Origin of the sequence: Streptomyces coeruleorubidus (genome assembly GCF_008705135.1) — a bacterium.
Taxonomy (GTDB): domain Bacteria; phylum Actinomycetota; class Actinomycetes; order Streptomycetales; family Streptomycetaceae; genus Streptomyces; species Streptomyces coeruleofuscus.
Map to the genome: position 1 here is coordinate 8,275,473 of NZ_CP023694.1, position 16,441 is coordinate 8,291,913.

A 16,441-nucleotide genomic window follows, 5' to 3' on the forward strand; every position below is an offset into this window, starting at 1 on the left:
GTCGTGGCCCCCGGCCTCGCCCTCAGCGGGCCGGGCCCGACCACTCGAACATGAGGATGGTCGCGTCGTCCCGCAGCCGGCTGGTGGACGAGTCGAGGATGGAGTGGATGAGGCGCCGCAGCGTCTCGGGCGCCAGCTCGCCGGCGGCCGTCGCCCGGATGATGTAGTCGGCGAACTGCTCCAGCCCGAACTCCGCGCCGTCGGAACCCCTGGCCTCGGTGACCCCGTCGGTGTACATCAGCACCCGGTCACCGGGCTTCAGCGCGATCTCATGCGTCTGCCGCTGCCGCCCGGCCAGCAGCGAGGGCAGTCCCATCGGCGGATCCGGGTCGCGCCGCATGGCGTCGACGAGCAGCCGCTGGTCGCGGATGAGCAGCGGGGTGGGATGCCCGCAGTTGCTCCACCGCAGTATCCCGGAGGCCAGGTCCAGCTGGGCCAGCACGCCCGTGCAGAACTGGTCGGGCAGCCAGTGCGCCAGCGCGTCGTCGACGCACTCCACGAGCTCGGGCAGGTCCGCTCCGGTCCGCCGGGCGTTGCGGCACGCGGCCAGTGACACGGCCGTGGTGAGCCCGGAGGCCAGGTCGTGTCCCATGGCGTCCAGGACCGTGGCGTGCAGGGTCGTGTCCGTGAGGGAGTGGTCGAAGGCGTCGCCGCCGATCTCGTAGGCCGGCTCCAGCACGGCCGTGGACACGACGTGCCGGGTGCCGATCGTGCGGGGCGGCAGGAAGGCCCGCAGCATCTCGGCGGGCAGGCGCATCGGGTTCGCACGCGTACGCCGGACGAAGGAGTCCTGGTACGCCCGGGTGGACGTGATCATCATGGCGAGGAGCGTGGCGAGGGCCCTGCCGCGGCGCAGGACGGCCGGGGTCAGCGACGGCGCGTGCACGGCGAGGACGCCGAGGCGTTCCGCTCCGTCCACGAGGGGGATCCAGGCCGTCATGCCGCCCGACTCGGACTCCTCCACACGCAGGGACTGGGTGCGGTAGGTCCAGCCCGCGAGCGAGTCGTCGACGGGCAGGGGCGGGGCGACGTCGGTGAGCGGGACGAGCCGGCGCTGCTGGATGTCGGCGAGGTAGACGACGGAGTGCTGGAGCCCCAGGGCCTTGGTGCAGCGGGCCGCCGCGGTGGTCAGGTCCAGCGCCGCGTTCTCCGGATCGGCGAGGAACTCCTCCAGGCGACCGTCGCCGGTCTCTGCCGTCGTCACCTCGTCTCCCCTCGCCGGGACCGCGGGCGCCCGGGGCCTCCCGGGCGCGTCGTCCAGCAGTCTCACACCGGGGCGCACGGGGTGCCCGGCGACAGGGGCGGACGGAGGACAGCCCCGCCGGCGGGCCCGGCTATTGCGGCTGGAGTCTCACCAGAACCTCTCCGGCCGCCGAGCGGACCTCGTAGCGGGCGGTCTCGTCGGGATGCATGGACGAGCTGGCCATCATCGTGCTGGGGTGGGCGTCGTGCCCGGGCCCGTGCCAGCTGGTCGCGGTCTCCTCCGTGCCGTCACGGCCGACGATGACCAGGTGGCAGGGCCGGGGACCGGCCGCGTCCTTCACCTTCAGTTCGACCTGGCTGCCCGAGGCCTTGTCCTCGACCGTGACCTGGGCCCAGACACCCGACCGCGCGTCGGTCGCCGCGATCCGCACCGGCTCCTCGGCGCCGCCCCGCGCCATCATCGCGACGCCGGGTACCGACACGGCGATCACCACCGACGCGGCCAGGCCGAACAGCATGCGCCGGCGCCCGGCCCGGCGCCGCGTCGCCACCTCGGCCAGCAGCCGGTCCAGCATGCGCGGACCGGGCTGCGCCATCGGGTGCACGAACCGTGGCGTCGCCCGCCGGTACAGCATCAACTGCCGTGTCGTCGGGCCGAATTCCGTCACCTCTGCGGCGCACCGAGGGCACTCCATGAGGTGGTCCTCGAAGCGGAAGGCCTCCGCCTCGTCCAGCACGCCGAGCGCGTAGGCGCCGACGTCGCGATGCCTTTCCAGGGACCTCATGCCGAATCCTCGTGCCGTTGGGTGCGGGTGGGGTTACTCCTTGCTCCCACCGGTACGGACCAGGCAGCGGAATCACTCAAGCCGGTGACACAATCGCAACCAAAGGATTCGGAGCGCTCCGGCCCGCGGATTGGTCCGGTGCCGCGGAAATCTAAAAAAGATGGATGGCGAGGTGTCCCAGCGGCAGTCCGAGCTGCCAGGCGGGCGTCCAGACCTTCGGTCCCTCGTCCTCCCCGACCACCGGAGCGCCGCCCGGCACCGCGTTCAGGTCGGGCGCGAGCAGCTCCGTCTCCTGGAGCCAGCGCCAGGCATCCTCGGCCAGGTCCAGGTCCGGCGCGGGCCGGCCCGACTCCGCGGCCTCGGTGGCGAGCTCGGCCAGCCGCTCGCGCACCCACTCCTGCCACGGCTGGTCGTACGCCGTCAGTGACAGCCACGTCTCCAACTGCGTGACGACCCTGATGCCGGACAGCTCTCCCTCGGTGTCGGAGAGGAAGATGGTCAGCGCCAGGGCGTCCCGCCCCGCGCGGAACTCGAAGGACGTCGGCGGCATCAGATCGCCGGTCCGCAGCAGCTCGTCGGCGATGTACTCGGCGTACAACCACGCCATGGGGACGGTCAGTTCACCGTCGGCGCCGTCCGTGCCCTCTTCGCTTCTGTGCAGCATCCCTTCCTGCCTTCCTCCGGTACGTGCGCGTGCCCGACACCGGGCCCCGGGGCGCTGACGGCCCCATCCGGAACACGGATGGGAACAGCCGATTACTCAACCGGGGTCCTCAGCAAGGCGCTTTACGGAGGTTTGACTCAGCCATGGGTTTCAGCGCAGGTCGGCGGCGTATCCCGGAAGCACCCGGCGCAGGGCGCGCAGCGCGTAGTACGCGCGGGACTTCACGGTACCGGGCGGAATGCCGAGGGTCGCCGCTGCCTCCGCCACACTCGCCCCCTGGAAGTACACGAGCACCAGGACTTCACGGTGCTCCGGAGTGAGTGTCTTCACAGCCTGGCGGACGTCGAGCATCGCCGCGGCCCGCTCGGCGTGGTCGGAGATGACCCGCGCGTTCTCCAGCACCGCGTCACCGACCTCAGCCGGACGGGCCTGCCGGGCCCGCCGGGCGTCGATCGCGAGCCGCCGCGCGACGGTCATCAGCCAGGGCCGTACGGACTCGAAGTCGTCGGCGCGCAGCGCCTCGGGGTGCTGCCAGGCACGCACCAGCGTCTCCTGGACCAGGTCCTCCGCGCGCTGCCGGTCTCCGTCGCAGAGCCGGAGCAGGAGCGCGAAGAGGGGCCGGCCGTGCTCCCGCTGCAGTGCGGCGAGCTCGTGCTCGGCGGTCGTTCCGTTCGTGAGAGTGGATCCGGCCGTCATGGCCGTATGCCACCGCAGGGCCCAGCCGGGGGGACAGGCCACGTATCCGCCTGTGCGGCGGACGGTCGATCGCGTCGACGAACGGTTCGACGAACGGTCACGGCCGCCCGCCGGGCGCGCGCCGGACGGGCTAATGAGCGTGTCGGAGCCGCGTGGGGCGCGGTGAGCCTTCTTTCCTGTTTGTGCGTAAATACGACCACAACGCCCACAGTGGGGTGAATGCATGATCGCACGCAGCAGACAGGTGGCCCTGGCCCTGACCGTCGCCCTCGCCGCGGGTGCCGCCTGCCAGGCCCGCAGCCACGGACCGACCGGCCCCGGACGCCCGGCACCCTCGGCGGTGGGACCCCGCGGCTTCACACTCGTCGCCTCCGGCGACGTCCTCCCGCACAGCACGATCATCGACCGGGCCCGCTTCGACGCCGGCGGCACCGGCTACGACTTCCGGCCGATGCTCGCGGGGATCCGCCCCGTCGTCTCCGGCGCCGACGTGGCCCTGTGCCACATGGAGACCGTGTACGGCGTGGACGGCGACTACACCGGCTATCCCGCCTTCAAGTCCCCGCCCGAGGTCGCCCGGGCCCTCGCCGCCACCGGCTACGACGGCTGCTCCACCGCCTCCAACCACACCCTCGACGACGGCGCCGACGGCATCCGCCGCACCCTCGACGCCCTCGACCGCGCGGGCGTACGGCACGCCGGCTCGGCTCGCGCCGAGGAGGAGGCCCGCGCGGTGACGATCCTCCAAGCGGGCCCGGCCAAGGTCGCGCACCTCGCCTACACCTACGGCACCAACGGCATCCCACTGCCGGACGGACAGCCCTGGGCCGTGAACCTCATCGACGAGGCCGGGATCCTCGCGGACGCCCGGGCCGCGCGCCGGGCCGGCGCCGACGTCGTCGTGGTCTCCACACACTGGGGCACCGAGTGGCAGGACGCCCCCGACGAGCAGCAACTGGCCCTGGCCCGGAGCCTCACCGCCGCACGAAGCGGGTCACGCCCCGACATCGACCTCGTCCTCGGCACCCACGCGCACGTCCCGCAGGCCTACGAGAAGGTCAACGGCACCTGGGTGATCTACGGCATGGGCGACCAGATCGCCGGCGAGATGACCAACCACCAGGGCGCCCGGGACCCGCGCGGCAACCAGTCCACCCTCGGCCGCTTCACCTTCGCCCCGCCCGCACGGCCGGGCGGCCGCTGGGAGGTGACGAAGGCCGAGTTCGTACCGCAGCTCTTCGACGTCGACGCCGGCCGGGTCGTCAACCTCAACCGGGCGATCGCCCAGGGCGCCGGCGTACAGGCCGTCCGCGACCGCATCCGCGACGTCGTGCTCAGCCGGGGCGCGGCCGAGGACGGCCTAATGATGGGGGAGTAGACCCGCAGCCAGCCGGTCAGCGCCGCGCCAGCTCCGAGCGCCGGTAGGAGTACGCGAAATAGACCACGAGCCCCAGCGCGAACCAGACGGCGAACCGCGCCCAGGTCTGCCACTGGAGGAAGGTGATCAGCCAGATCGAGAAGACGATGCCCACCGCCGGCACGACCGGCATCCACGGCGTACGGAACGTGCGCGGCAGGTCCGGCTGCCGGTAGCGCAGCACGATCACCGCCGCGCACACCACCACGAACGCCAGCAGGATGCCGATGTTGGTCAGCTCGGCCGCCTCGCCGATCGGCAGGAACCCCGCGATGGCGGCCGACGCGAACCCCACGATCCAGGTGACACGCGTGGGCACGTGCCGCGTCGGGTGCGTCTTCGCGAACCACCTGGGCAGCAGCCCGTCACGGGACATGGAGAACCACACCCGGGTCACGCCCAGCATGAACGTGAACATCACCGTGAGGATGCCGATGATCGCGCCCACCGCGATGACGTCCGCCAGCCCGCTCAGCCCCACCGACTTGAACGCCGTCGAGAAGCCGCTCTCCTTGTCGATGTCCTTGTAGTCCTGCATGCCCGTCAGCACCAGGCAGGCCGCCACGTACAGGACCATCGAGATGACGAGCGAGTAGATGATCGCCTTCGGCATGTGCCGCTGCGCGTCCTTGGACTCCTCGGCCGCCGTCGACATGGCGTCGTAGCCGAACACCGCGAAGAACACCGTCGCCGCGCCCGTGAACGCCCCGCCGACCCCGTACGGGAAGAACGGGTTGTAGTTCGCCGTGTCGATGTGGAACACACCGACCCCGATCACCAGCAGCACGACCAGGACCTTCAGCACCACCACGACCGTCTCGAACCGGGCCGCGTTCTTGATGCCGAGGGTGAGCAGATACGCGATCAGCAGGCACAGCAGCGCCGCGAACAGGTCGACCTTGTGTCCCTCACCGGTGCCGGGGGCGCCCAGCATCCAGTTCGGCAGGTCGGCGCCCATCTCGCCGACCAGGAAGCTGAAGTAGCCGGAGATGCCGATCGCGACCACCGCCACGATCGCCGTGTACTCCAGCAACAGATCCCAGCCGATGAACCAGCCCGCGAGCTCGCCGAGCACCGCGTAGCCGTAGGTGTAGGCGGAACCGGCCTTCGGGATGAGCCCGGCGAACTCGGCGTAGGACAGGGCCGCCGCGGCACTCGCGACGCCCGCGATGAGGAAGGAGACGAGCACGGCCGGACCCGCCGTGCCGTTGGCCACGGTTCCCGCGAGGGTGAAGATGCCCGCGCCGATGATGCCGCCCACGCCGATGGCGGTCAGCTGCCACAGCCCCAGGGACCGTTCCAGCTGGGTGCCCTTGCCGACTTCCGTCTCCTCGATCTGCTCGATGGGTTTGCGTCGGAGAATCCCCTCACCCATGCGGAGCCCGGCCATGCGCCTCACCTCTTCGCGATCGGCAAACGGCTGATGGCGGATCATGATGGCCCAGGTGCCCCCGCGACGGAAGACGCCGCGCAAGGTCCCTGCCGCCTCCCGGGGACACGGCGCAGCTCAGGTCGTGCGCGACGAGGGGCACCGGCTCCAGACGCAGCCGCACCGCTCCCCGCTGCGTGGGATCGTCCTGCCGGCATGCCGGCACAGGCCTACGGCACCACCGTCACCGGCCAGCGCCCCGCCTTCACCAGCCGCACCGCCACCGAGCCGACGATGCGGTGGCCCGCCTGCTCGGACGCGCCCACGACCACCGCGTCCGCCTTGAGTTCGTCCGCCGCCTTCACCAGGCCGCTGTACGGGTCGCCGCGGAACGTGTGGAACTCCCAGCGGACCTCGAATATCCCCTTGAGCCGCTCGGCCGCGTCCCGGATCTGCGCCACCAGGTCCTCGGCGATCTCGTCGGTCGTCCCGGCCACCGGCGCCCCGAGCGCCGCGCCCGCCGCCAGCACCGGCTGCACGTACACCACGGCGAGCAGCGCGTGCTGGCGCCGGGCCAGGCCGGCGGCGTAGGCCACGGCGCGCAGGGACGAGTCGGAGCCGTCCACCCCGGCCACGATCACCTTCGGCCCGTCCGTGCCCCGTTCGAACTGATGGGAGTGCTGTTCCGTCACGCTGCGAGGCTATCGAAGGCCCCAGGCCAGGTACTGAGGCGGGAGCGCTCGCCGTCGATGCGCACGTTGTGGGGAAGAGGATGAGGGCACTCGAAGGGCGGACAGCGGCCCGCCACGACGGAGGGGCTGCCGTCAGCGGCGGCGCTCGGCCTCGCCGGAGGGGACGGGACCGAGCCCGCCGGCCCTCTCGCCGGCCTGTCCGACCAGGTCCGCATCCGGCACCGCGAGCTCGACGCGGCCGCCTCACCGGACTGACGATCCGGAAGGCCCTGCCGTTCCCCCCGGTGCGCGGGCCACTGACCCATTTGTCTGGGCCGTTCGGGTGAATCCGTGCCGCCGCACCGGTGTTGCTCAGGTGCGTCGGCCTTCCGCCGGGCGACTGATGAGTCATGAAGAAGGATCAGTTGCTCACCCGGCGCCGGCTGTTGATCGCGGGCACCGGCGCCGTGGGAGCGGCCGCCACGGCCGGTGTGCTCGCGGCGGTCACCGGGGACGGCCCCGCCGGGTCCGTCCCGGCCTCGGGGCCCCAGGCCCGCCACCCGCTCGGCGCCTCCGCGTACCGCCTCCAGCCCTTGACCGGATACGGCCCGCCACAGGCCGCGCCCCGCCGGACCCTGGTCCGCCGCGAGCCGCTGCTGCGCGTCTCCGGCCGTGGCCGCACCATGGTGTTGACCTTCGACGACGGCCCCGACCCCCGCTACACCCCGGACATCCTCGACACCCTGGCCGAGTACGACGTGCGCGCCATGTTCTTCGTGTGCGGGGCGATGGCCGCCGACAGCAAGAAGCTGCTGGCCCGGATGGCCGACGAGGGCCATGTCGTCGGGAACCACACCTGGTCCCACCCGCTGCTCACCCGCCTCACCCGCCGGCAGATCCGCTCCCAGATGGAGCGCACCTGCGACGTCATCGAGGAGGCCTGCGGCGAGCGCCCCGAGTGGTTCCGCGCCCCCTACGGCGCCTGGAACCGCGCCGCCTTCCAACTCGGCGCCGAACTCGGCATGGAACCCCTCGGCTGGACGCTCGACACCCTCGACTGGACCTCCCCGGGCACCCGGTCCATCGTCAGGCGGGTGGAGAACGGCGCCGCCCCCGGTGTCGTGGTGCTCGCCCACGACGCCGGGGGTGACCGCTCGCAGAGCGTGCGGGCCCTGCGGCGCTATCTGCCCGAACTGCTGGACTCCGGCTACCACGTGACCGTGCCCCGGCGGCACTACGCGTGAGACATGCCGTCGGGCCTTCGCCCGCCGGGCCGGGGACGCTCAGCGCACCTCGACCAGGCGGGCGAAGGCGACGACGTTGCCCTCATAGCCGTTCTGCTGGGAGAAACCGCCGCCGCAGGTGATGACCCGCAGCTCCGCCGCGCCCTTGGAGGCGTAGACGCGGTCGCCGGGGAAGTTGTTCTTCTCGAACACCTCGACGCCGTAGATCTCGAACACGGCGGTCTTGCCGTCCTGCCGGGCGACCTCGACGCGGTTTCCCTTCTTCAGGGCCCCGAGCCCGTAGAACACGGCGGGGCCCTGCTCGTTGTCGACATGGCCGACGACGACCGCGGTGCCCTTCTCGCCGGGGGTGACGGCACCGGTGAACCAGCCGGCCAGGTTCGGGTCCTCCGGAGGCGGCGCGCCGACCCAGCCGTCCGCGTCCAGACCCACGGGAATCATCGGCGCGTCGACCTGGATCGCCGGGATCCTGATCCGGTCCGGGAGGGCGTAGGGAAGGGGCTTGACGCTCCCGGCGAAGGTGTCCCCGGGCACGCGGCTGTCCGCCGCGGCCGCGGTCGCGGGCTGCGGCGGGCCCTCGTCGAATTCCCCCGAACCATTCCGGATGAGCGCGAGGCCGGTCAGCAGAACCAGCGCTATCACGCCCCACGGGGCGCGCTTCTTCCGCCGCGCCTCCTCTTCCGCCTCGGCCAGCTCGGACGCAGACATGGGCCATCCCCTCTCGACCCGGCCGTCGCCGTGTCGTTCGCGCATATCAGAACGCTAAGTGCCGCGCGCGGAACCGGCGACGGGGCAGGAGCGAACGGGTGGCGCAGGGCGGTCCGGGCCGTCCGGGGTGGCCCGTGGGCATGAGGTGCGCCATCCGAGTTGCCACCGCGAGGAATTTTCTGACGGTGTGTGACCTGCGGCGATATCCGATTGCGCCGTTGTCCCGCGGCGCCTTCTCTCACCAGGACGGACCATTCCCGAAATGCGGGTCACGGCAAGGCAACTGACTGTCTTTCTGGGAGGCGCTTTCTCGCCGATCGACCGGGGACGGGTCCCGGGGCGTCTTCCGCGGAGGTTCACATGCGTAACACTCGTGCCCTGGCGGTCGCCGGCGCCGCGGTCGCCGCCCTCGGCCTTTCCGCCCCCGCGGCCGTCGCGTGGGACACGCCCAGCAACATCGTCGCCCTGCCCAGCGTGATCGCCCGCGGCGGCCAGCTGACCATCACGGTCGACGGCTGCCGCCACGGCGGCACGGCGACCTCCAACGCGTTCACGAGGCCGGCGAGGCTCTCGCCCATCTCCGGCGCCAAGGAGACGGCGAGGGGCACCGCCACCATCAGGAACAACGCCCGCCCGGGGCCGTACGACATCACGGTCACGTGCAACGGCAAGAGCCTGACCAAGCCCCATGCCTTCACCGTCATCGGCGGTGTCCGCGGCGGTATCGGCGGCAGCAGCACCACCGGTGCGACGCCGACCGACATGGCCATCGGTGGTGGGCTCGTGACCGCGGCGCTCGTCGGCGGCGGGGTGTTCTGGATGCGCCGCCGCGCCGAGCGGCGCGTCTGACGCCTCGTTCCCCGCTCCTTCGACGCGCCGCCTCGCACGTGAACGGTCTTCGCCCCGGATTCCTCGACGGATCCGGGGCGCAGACCTGGGCGTGCGGTGCGTCGGGCGGGTCAGCCGGCGTCCTCGTCGGTGCGGCGGCGTGTGAAGTGGTACGCCGTGCCCAGCGTGCCGGCGATGAGGGCGGCGCCGAGGCCGATCTCCCTCAGGTCAAAACCGGCGAGGGTGCCGCCCTCTCCGGCGTGCACGCCCTTCGACGGATGGCGGTGGCGGTCCGACGGGCGATGCGGGGAGTGGTGCGGCGGACGGTCGCCGGCGATGGTCAGATGTGCTCTGCCGCTCGACTCGTCACAGATGAACACCACGGAGTGCTCGGCCCCGGGCTTGGCGTCCCGGTCGACCCTGGCCGTCGCCGACGACTGGTGCCACGGGATTTCGAGCATGTCGAAGACCGGTGAGTTGACCACCGCCTCCCCCCGGCATGCTTCGTTGCGCTGCACACGCAGCGTGACCCGGCCGCCCGCCGCGACGGTGGAGGGCTCGACACTGAAGCCGAAGTCGGTCCGGACGGCCGCGTCGGCCGGCACGCAGGAGGTGAGGGTGCCGGCGGCCAGCAGTACGGCCGAGGCCGAAGCGACGCATATCGCGCGCATGGTGAATCCTCCGGGTCCCCGAGGAGCCGCCGCGGACCTGTTCCGCTCACGTCACGAGTGCACCTCGATGCCTGAAACGCTAAGAACGGGCGCGCGGCGGCGCGATCGCAGTAGCGCGAATGGGGCACAGGTGTGGGCTGCCCGGGGGACCCCGGTGACGCGGACGGGGGACGGCGACGGTGTGTCGCGCGCCCCCCGGCCCGGTTCCGTGGTGCGGGTGGCGTCAGTCCCCGGTGCCCGGGAAGAGGTTCAGGAACGGATCCGCCGACGCGGTCACACCCCTGCTGAAGGGCGCGTCGAAGTCCCAGATCAGGAACAGCAGGAAGGCGATCAGCGCCGAGAACAGCCCGGCGAGGACCAGTTCGCGCGTCGTTCTGCGGATCTGGAGGGCGAAGATCATCCCGATGGTGACGACGGCTCCGGAGATCAGCCCGAACCACACCACGCCCGGCATGGTCTCCCCGGTCGACTCCGCCCGGGCGATCCGGGCCTGGCTGGCCGCGGTCACCTGGTCGAGGAGCGGCTGGTAGGCCTGGGCCTGGAAGTCCGTCTCCGGCTCGTAGTCGGTGACGTCCTGGCGGAGGCGCTCGAAGAGGTCACGGCCGCGCTCGGTGACCTGGCCCTCGTCGGCCATGGTGTCCCACTCGGTGGTGACGACGTGGCTCACATACGTGTGGATGTCGTCCCGGATGCGGTCGCGTACGTCGTCCGGGTAGACCCGGACCCGCTCCGAGATCTCGTGCAGCGCGGTGGCCTCCGCCTGGACGTGGTCCTGGGCGGCGCTGCGCCCCTCCCACACACCGGCGATCGCCAGACCCAGGACGATGGCGTACACCACGCCGATCCACATGGTCATGTACTCGATGACGTCCGGGGTCTCGCTGGGGTCCTCGTCGTCGGACGCGGTGCGGTGGCGTACGACCGTGATGACGACCACCACGACACACGCGGCCAGCATCGCGAGGGTGAGAACAAGCCATTCCGGCAAGAGATGCCTCCAGAGCTTCAGGGATCAGCGCGCGCGCAGCGCGGCGACGGCGACCACCGCGGGCACCGTGACGAGCAGGACGAAGGTGAGCGGCGACATGGTCCTGCTCGCCGGTCGTGGCCGCGGCGCGGCGCGGTACACCGGGTAGCGCACGGGCGTCGCGGACGGACGCGGGGTGGGCTTCGCCGACGGCTTCGGTGCCGGGGCGGGGGGCGGGGAGGTACCGGCCTGGGGGCCGGCCGGGGCGGCGCCGGGCGTGGCGCGGGCGGCGGAGGCGGAGGCGGCGGCTCCGGTCTGGCCGTGGGGGTCGGTTTCGGGGGTGAGGGTGAGGGTGGCGGTGGTGTCGGGTCCGGTGGCGGCGTCGGTCTCGGAGTCGGCTTCGGCGGCGGGGGTGCCGGGGTCGGGGTGGGTGTGGGGGTCGGTGTGGGTGTCGGGCACGGCGGCTTGGTCGGCCAGGTCCTGCTTCCGGCGATCGCCACCGCCTCCGTGCCGTCCGGCCCCGTCGAGGCGTACGCACAGGAGTCGGCCACCGCCACTCCGGCCGGCGCGCCGACGAGCGCCCAGGTCAGCGTCGCCACCGCCAAGGCCTTTGCGGCGAGGGCGGATTGAGTCGATACGGGTCCATGCACGACGAAGATCATGAGCCTTGCCCCGCCGGGACGCGCCGGAGCGCAAGGGGATTGCCCCGAAAGAGGGATATCCGGGTGCCGACGGTTTGACGGGCGGACGTCCGCGAGGCGTGCGACGCGTACCTCTGTGCGGTGGCGAGCGGTGGCCGTCACAGGTTCCGGAAAGAAATTTGGCCGGTCGTTGAACACAAACACGGCTCCGGTGCGTACTCATGACCGTGCGGCGGCGCAGCAGGGCGCTGCAACACCCTTGGGATTATGGGGAGTTGACGATGAAGACCTCCTGGCGGAGCGCCTCACTCGTGGCGAGCGCCGCGGCGGTCCTGGCGCTGACGACGGCGTGCGGTCAGGACAGCCCACCGGCGGCCAGCCAGAACGTGGGAGCCACGGCGGCGCCCGGCGACTACGGAAGCATCGGCACCGGGAACGGAGTGGGCGGCACCGCGGGCGCCCAGCAGGCCTCGCCGAGCCCCTCCAGCCCGTCAAACCCCGCGGGCAAGCTGTCCGTCGCCACCGCCGAGGAGGTCGGCAAGGTGGTGACCGACAGCCTGGGCCTCACTCTGTACAGGTTCGACCAGGACAGCGAGCAGCCGCCCAAGTCGAACTGCGACGGCGACTGCGCCAAGACCTGGCCGCCGGTGCCCGCGGACGACGCCGAGGCCGGCGAGGGCATCGACAAGTCGCTGCTCGGCTCGGTCACCCGGGCCGACGGCACCAAGCAGCTGACCGTCGGCGGCTGGCCGGCCTACCGCTACGCCAAGGACGTCAACGCCGGTGACGTCAAGGGCCAGGGCGTGGGCGGCAAGTGGTACGCGCTGGCCCCCGACGGCAAGAAGGCGCAGGGCGGCGGGGCCGCCGGCGGCGAGGAGGCAGGCGGTGAGGAGGCCGGGGCGCAGCCCGGGCTGTCCACCCGCAACGACCCCAAGCTCGGCGAGATCGTCGTCGACAAGAACGGCATGACCGTCTACCGCTTCAAGAAGGACGAGGCCTGGCCCAAGCCCGTCTCCAACTGCACCGGCGAGTGCCTGGAGAAGTGGCCGCTCGTGGAGCCCGTCGACTTCGCCGACACCAAGGGCATCCAGGAGAAGGGGTACATGATCTTCGACCGGACCGACGGCAAGGGCAAGCAGCAGACGATCAACTGCTCGCCGATCTACACCTTCGCCGGTGACAAGGCTCCCGGCGACACCAACGGCCAGGGCGTCGGCGGCACCTGGTACGCCGTGCGGCCCGACGGGAAGCTGGTCGGCGCTTCGGAGAAGTAGAGAAACCTCCCCAGGGTTGATCCTCTCGTCCACCCGACGGAGCCGACCCGGTCCGCCCCTCCGTGACTCACGGAGGGGCGGACCGTTTTGACGTGCTCGAACACTGTTCGTCATATGTTCGAAGGGTGTGCGTGCGGGTATCAATTCGGCACGTGCCGCAGGCAGTGACCGGGAACGGATGGTCAATTTCCGTTTCGGGTCGCTCCATTGGCGGGCGATCAGTAGCCTCTGCTCGAACACCGGATCGCCTACGCCTTGGAGAGATAGATGGAGCGTCCCGCCTGGGCCCCACGGAGCATCGACATATCGGTGCCCAGCGTCTCCCGGATGTACGACTACTACCTGGGCGGATCGCACAACTTCGAGGTCGACCGGGAAGCGGCCCGCAGGGCCATGGAGTTCATGCCGGGGCTCCCCAAGATCATGCAGGCGAACCGGGCGTTCATGCGCCGCGCCGTGCGCTACGCGGCCGACCAGGGCATCAGCCAGTTCCTGGACATCGGCTCCGGCATCCCCACCTTCGGCAATGTGCACGAGGTGGCCCAGGCCGCCCGCCCCGGAGCGCGCGTGGTGTACGTCGACCACGACCCGGTGGCCGTGGCGCACAGCCAGGCGGTCCTCCAGGGCAACGACGACGCGGACATCGTGGCCGCGGACCTCCGCAAGCCCCAGGAGATCCTGCGCAGCCCCGAGGTGGAGCGGCTGATCGACCTGAATCAGCCAGTGGCGCTGCTCCTCGTTGCCATACTGCACTTCGTGGAAGACGAGGACGACCCGTACGGGGCGGTGGCCGAGCTGCGCGAGGCGCTCGCGCCCGGCAGCCTGCTCGTGCTCACCCATGCCTCGTACGAGGGGATCCCGCTGCCGCCGGAGCGGGCCGGAGGCGCGGTGAACGTGTACCAGGACATCCGCAGCCCGCTGATCATGCGCTCGCGCGAGGAGATCGCGCGGTTCTTCAAGGGGTACGACATGGTGGAACCCGGACTGGTGGCGATGCCGCGCTGGCGGCCCGACACCGCACCGGAGGACGAGGATCCGTATGCGTTCTCCGGCTTCGCGGGCGTGGGGCGTACGGCGTGAGCGCGGAACCGGACGGGCCGGAGGACAGACTCCGCCGGTTCGCGACGATCTGGAGCCGGGCCGTCTTCCCGGTGACCTCGACGTCGTCGACCCGGCCGGAGTTCGAGGAGCAACTGCTGCCGCTGGCTCGGCGGTTGAGCGAGGCACTGCTGGCCCGGGCCTTCGATGCCGACGCGGGCAGGGCGGTGGGCGCCGCCCTCGTGGACGCGCACTGCACCGACCCGGAGGCGCTCAGCCGCACGCTGGACTGCGTGGACGCGTACCTCGTCCTGTACTGCGGTGGTGACGGCGACCAGGAAGGCCTGCGGGCGCGTTCCGCCCGCCTCCAGCACGCGATGGCCGCCGGCTTCGCGCAGGCGCTGCGCGAGCGGACGCTGGCCGAGCAGGAGGCCATCGCCCAGGCCGCCCTCCAGGCGCAGGGCGTGGTGGCACAGGCCCTGCACGCCACCGAGGCCCGCTTCCGCGCCGTCTTCGAGGGCGCGGCCATAGGCATCGGCATGGCCGACCTCGACGGCAACATCCTCCAGGTCAACGGCGCGCTGCTGCGCATGTTCGGGGTCTCCGAGCAGACGATACGCGGCCGCAACGTCATGGAGTGGACCCATCCCGACGACGCGCCGCAGACCTGGCGGCTCTACGACGAACTCGTGCGCGGCGAGCGTGAGCACTACCACCTGGAGAAGGCGTTCTACCGCCCTGACGGAACGGTCCTGTGGACCAACCTGACGGTCTCCCTGCTGCGGGACGCCGACGGCAGTCCGCAGTACCAGCTCGCGCTCATGGAGGACACCACCGAGCGGCGGCTGCTCAATCTGAGGCTGCGTTACGAGGCCACGCACGACGCGCTGACCGGCCTGCCGAACCGCACCTTCTTCTTCGAGCGCCTGGAGAAGGCACTGGGCGCCGGGAAGGGCCAGCGGTTCGGCCTCTGCTACCTGGACCTGGACGGCTTCAAGACCATCAACGACAGCCTCGGCCACGCGGCCGGCGACCGGCTGCTGGTGGAGGTCGCCGACCGGCTCCAGTCCTGCGCCACCGCGCCCGGCGAGATGGTCGCCCGGCTCGGCGGCGACGAGTTCGTGGCCCTGACCACGGGCCCCGACACCCAGCGCGAGGTCGACGAGCTCGCCACGCGCATCATGAACGCCCTGCTCGCGCCGATCAGCGTCGACGGCCGGGAGCTGACCGTGCGCGGCAGCATCGGCATCGTCGAGGGCCCGGCCGGGGAGCGCAGCCCGGCGGAGGTGCTGCGCAGCGCCGACATCACCATGTACCGGGCCAAGTCGGCGGGCGGCAACCGCTTCGAACTGGCCGACCCGGAGGCGGACGCCCGCGCCATCACCCGGCACGGGCTGACCACGGCGCTGCCGACGGCCCTGGAACGGGGCGAGTTCTTCATCGAGTACCAGCCGCTGGTCCATCTCGGCGACGGCAGTGTGCGCGGTGCGGAGGCCCTGGTGCGCTGGCTGCACCCGCAGCACGGGGTGCTCGGCCCGGACCGTTTCATTCCGCTCGCCGAACACACCGGGCTGATCGTGCCGTTGGGCCGCTGGGTCCTGGAGCAGTCGGTGCGGCAGGCCCGTGAGTGGCGGGAACTGCACGGTGGTGCGGAGGCCGTGGGCCCGCTGCGGATCAACGTCAACCTCTCGCCCTGCCAGCTCACCCATCCCGGCCTGGTCCAGGACACCGTCGACATCCTGGAACGCGCGGGCGTCGAACCGGACGCGCTCTGCCTGGAGGTCACGGAGTCGGCGCTGATCGGCGCGGACGACGACCTGCTGAAGCCGCTGCGCCGCCTGGCGGAGATGGGCGTCGACATCGCCCTGGACGACTTCGGCACCGGCTACTCCAACCTCGCCAACCTGCGCCGCCTGCCGGTCAGCGTCCTCAAGCTGGACCGCTCCTTCACCCAGAGCATGCAGCAGTTCCCGGCCGACCCCGTCGACCTCAAGATCGTCGAGGGGATCGTCTCCCTGGCCCACAGCCTGGACCTGGCGGTCACCGTGGAGGGCGTCGAGACAGGGGCCCAGGCCGAACAACTCCGCATCCTGGGCTGTGACACCGCCCAGGGCTGGTACTACGCCCGCCCGGGCCCGCCGGAGAGGCTGCACGAACTGGCACTGGCGGACGCGACGGGCTGACGGGGGCCCCGGGCGAGGCGGTCCGCTTCGACCTGGCCACGTTGCGCGTACAGGCCCGGACCTCGCTGGAGCGGACACGGGC

At 71.6% G+C, this 16,441-nt stretch carries 17 protein-coding genes; 7 read left to right on the forward strand and 10 right to left on the reverse strand.

All coding sequences use genetic code 11. The features are described 5' to 3' along the window. Positions 1 to 22: 22 nt before the first annotated feature. The 4 genes from CP976_RS37960 to CP976_RS37975 form a co-directional block, all read right to left on the reverse strand. Complete coding sequence (locus tag CP976_RS37960; RefSeq protein WP_150484406.1) at positions 23 to 1,204, reverse strand: PP2C family protein-serine/threonine phosphatase; 1,182 nt, start codon at positions 1,202 to 1,204, stop codon at positions 23 to 25. A 130-nt stretch (positions 1,205 to 1,334) separates the two neighbouring features. Then, positions 1,335 to 1,988, reverse strand: a complete 654-nt coding sequence (locus CP976_RS37965; protein WP_150484407.1) for a zf-HC2 domain-containing protein — start codon at positions 1,986 to 1,988, stop codon at positions 1,335 to 1,337. Positions 1,989 to 2,139: 151 nt separating this feature from the next. Next, positions 2,140 to 2,652 carry a hypothetical protein gene (locus tag CP976_RS37970; RefSeq protein ID WP_150484408.1) on the reverse strand — a complete coding sequence of 171 codons (513 nt, stop codon included), beginning with the start codon at positions 2,650 to 2,652 and terminating at the stop codon, positions 2,140 to 2,142. Positions 2,653 to 2,802: 150 nt separating this feature from the next. Then, positions 2,803 to 3,348 carry a sigma-70 family RNA polymerase sigma factor gene (locus CP976_RS37975; RefSeq protein ID WP_150484409.1) on the reverse strand — a complete coding sequence of 182 codons (546 nt, stop codon included), beginning with the start codon at positions 3,346 to 3,348 and terminating at the stop codon, positions 2,803 to 2,805. A gap of 223 nt (positions 3,349 to 3,571) precedes the next feature. On the opposite strand from CP976_RS37975, the gene CP976_RS37980 reads away from it, so the two are divergent. Beyond that, entirely contained in the window at positions 3,572 to 4,726 is a 1,155-nt protein-coding gene (locus tag CP976_RS37980) for a CapA family protein (protein WP_150484410.1), read from the forward strand. A gap of 16 nt (positions 4,727 to 4,742) precedes the next feature. On the opposite strand, the gene CP976_RS37985 is transcribed toward CP976_RS37980, so the two are convergent. Both CP976_RS37985 and CP976_RS37995 read right to left on the reverse strand, forming a co-directional pair. Then, positions 4,743 to 6,155 (reverse strand): amino acid permease, encoded by a 1,413-nt coding sequence (locus CP976_RS37985; RefSeq protein WP_150484411.1) that lies wholly within the window; start codon positions 6,153 to 6,155, stop codon positions 4,743 to 4,745. Between the two features lie 209 nt (positions 6,156 to 6,364). Beyond that, entirely contained in the window at positions 6,365 to 6,826 is a 462-nt protein-coding gene (locus CP976_RS37995; protein WP_150484412.1) for a universal stress protein, read from the reverse strand. Between the two features lie 389 nt (positions 6,827 to 7,215). On the opposite strand from CP976_RS37995, the gene CP976_RS38000 reads away from it, so the two are divergent. Then, positions 7,216 to 8,049, forward strand: a complete 834-nt coding sequence (locus CP976_RS38000) for a polysaccharide deacetylase family protein (RefSeq protein WP_150484413.1) — start codon at positions 7,216 to 7,218, stop codon at positions 8,047 to 8,049. Between the two features lie 39 nt (positions 8,050 to 8,088). On the opposite strand, the gene CP976_RS38005 is transcribed toward CP976_RS38000, so the two are convergent. Then, the gene (locus CP976_RS38005; protein ID WP_150484414.1) at positions 8,089 to 8,757 is read right to left on the reverse strand and encodes a class F sortase; all 669 of its coding nucleotides are present in this window, start codon (positions 8,755 to 8,757) and stop codon (positions 8,089 to 8,091) included. Between the two features lie 360 nt (positions 8,758 to 9,117). Here CP976_RS38005 and CP976_RS38010 point away from each other — a divergent pair, with 360 nt between their 5' ends. Further along, complete coding sequence (locus tag CP976_RS38010) at positions 9,118 to 9,606, forward strand: hypothetical protein (protein ID WP_150484415.1); 489 nt, start codon at positions 9,118 to 9,120, stop codon at positions 9,604 to 9,606. Between the two features lie 110 nt (positions 9,607 to 9,716). On the opposite strand, the gene CP976_RS38015 is transcribed toward CP976_RS38010, so the two are convergent. From CP976_RS38015 to CP976_RS43120, 3 genes are all read right to left on the reverse strand, one after another. Beyond that, positions 9,717 to 10,256 (reverse strand): hypothetical protein, encoded by a 540-nt coding sequence (locus tag CP976_RS38015; RefSeq protein ID WP_150484416.1) that lies wholly within the window; start codon positions 10,254 to 10,256, stop codon positions 9,717 to 9,719. A gap of 223 nt (positions 10,257 to 10,479) precedes the next feature. Continuing rightward, complete coding sequence (locus CP976_RS38020) at positions 10,480 to 11,244, reverse strand: bestrophin-like domain (protein WP_150484417.1); 765 nt, start codon at positions 11,242 to 11,244, stop codon at positions 10,480 to 10,482. A 24-nt stretch (positions 11,245 to 11,268) separates the two neighbouring features. Then, positions 11,269 to 11,682, reverse strand: coding sequence for a hypothetical protein (locus CP976_RS43120; protein WP_167537234.1), 414 nt, complete (start codon positions 11,680 to 11,682; stop codon positions 11,269 to 11,271). Here CP976_RS43120 and CP976_RS44020 point away from each other — a divergent pair. The 4 genes from CP976_RS44020 to CP976_RS38040 all read left to right on the forward strand — a co-directional run bounded on the left by CP976_RS44020 (position 11,668) and on the right by CP976_RS38040 (position 16,359). Continuing rightward, positions 11,668 to 11,853, forward strand: a complete 186-nt coding sequence (locus tag CP976_RS44020) for a hypothetical protein (protein WP_167537235.1) — start codon at positions 11,668 to 11,670, stop codon at positions 11,851 to 11,853. The two genes, CP976_RS43120 and CP976_RS44020, sit on opposite strands and share 15 nt — an antisense overlap. Positions 11,854 to 12,145: 292 nt before the next feature. Continuing rightward, complete coding sequence (locus tag CP976_RS38030) at positions 12,146 to 13,138, forward strand: SCO0930 family lipoprotein (protein ID WP_150484418.1); 993 nt, start codon at positions 12,146 to 12,148, stop codon at positions 13,136 to 13,138. A gap of 267 nt (positions 13,139 to 13,405) precedes the next feature. After that, positions 13,406 to 14,218 carry an SAM-dependent methyltransferase gene (locus CP976_RS38035; RefSeq protein WP_150484419.1) on the forward strand — a complete coding sequence of 271 codons (813 nt, stop codon included), beginning with the start codon at positions 13,406 to 13,408 and terminating at the stop codon, positions 14,216 to 14,218. Next, positions 14,215 to 16,359 carry a putative bifunctional diguanylate cyclase/phosphodiesterase gene (locus tag CP976_RS38040; RefSeq protein WP_150484420.1) on the forward strand — a complete coding sequence of 715 codons (2,145 nt, stop codon included), beginning with the start codon at positions 14,215 to 14,217 and terminating at the stop codon, positions 16,357 to 16,359. The genes CP976_RS38035 and CP976_RS38040 overlap by 4 nt, the downstream gene beginning before the upstream one ends. The last annotated feature ends 82 nt before the right edge of the window (positions 16,360 to 16,441 follow it).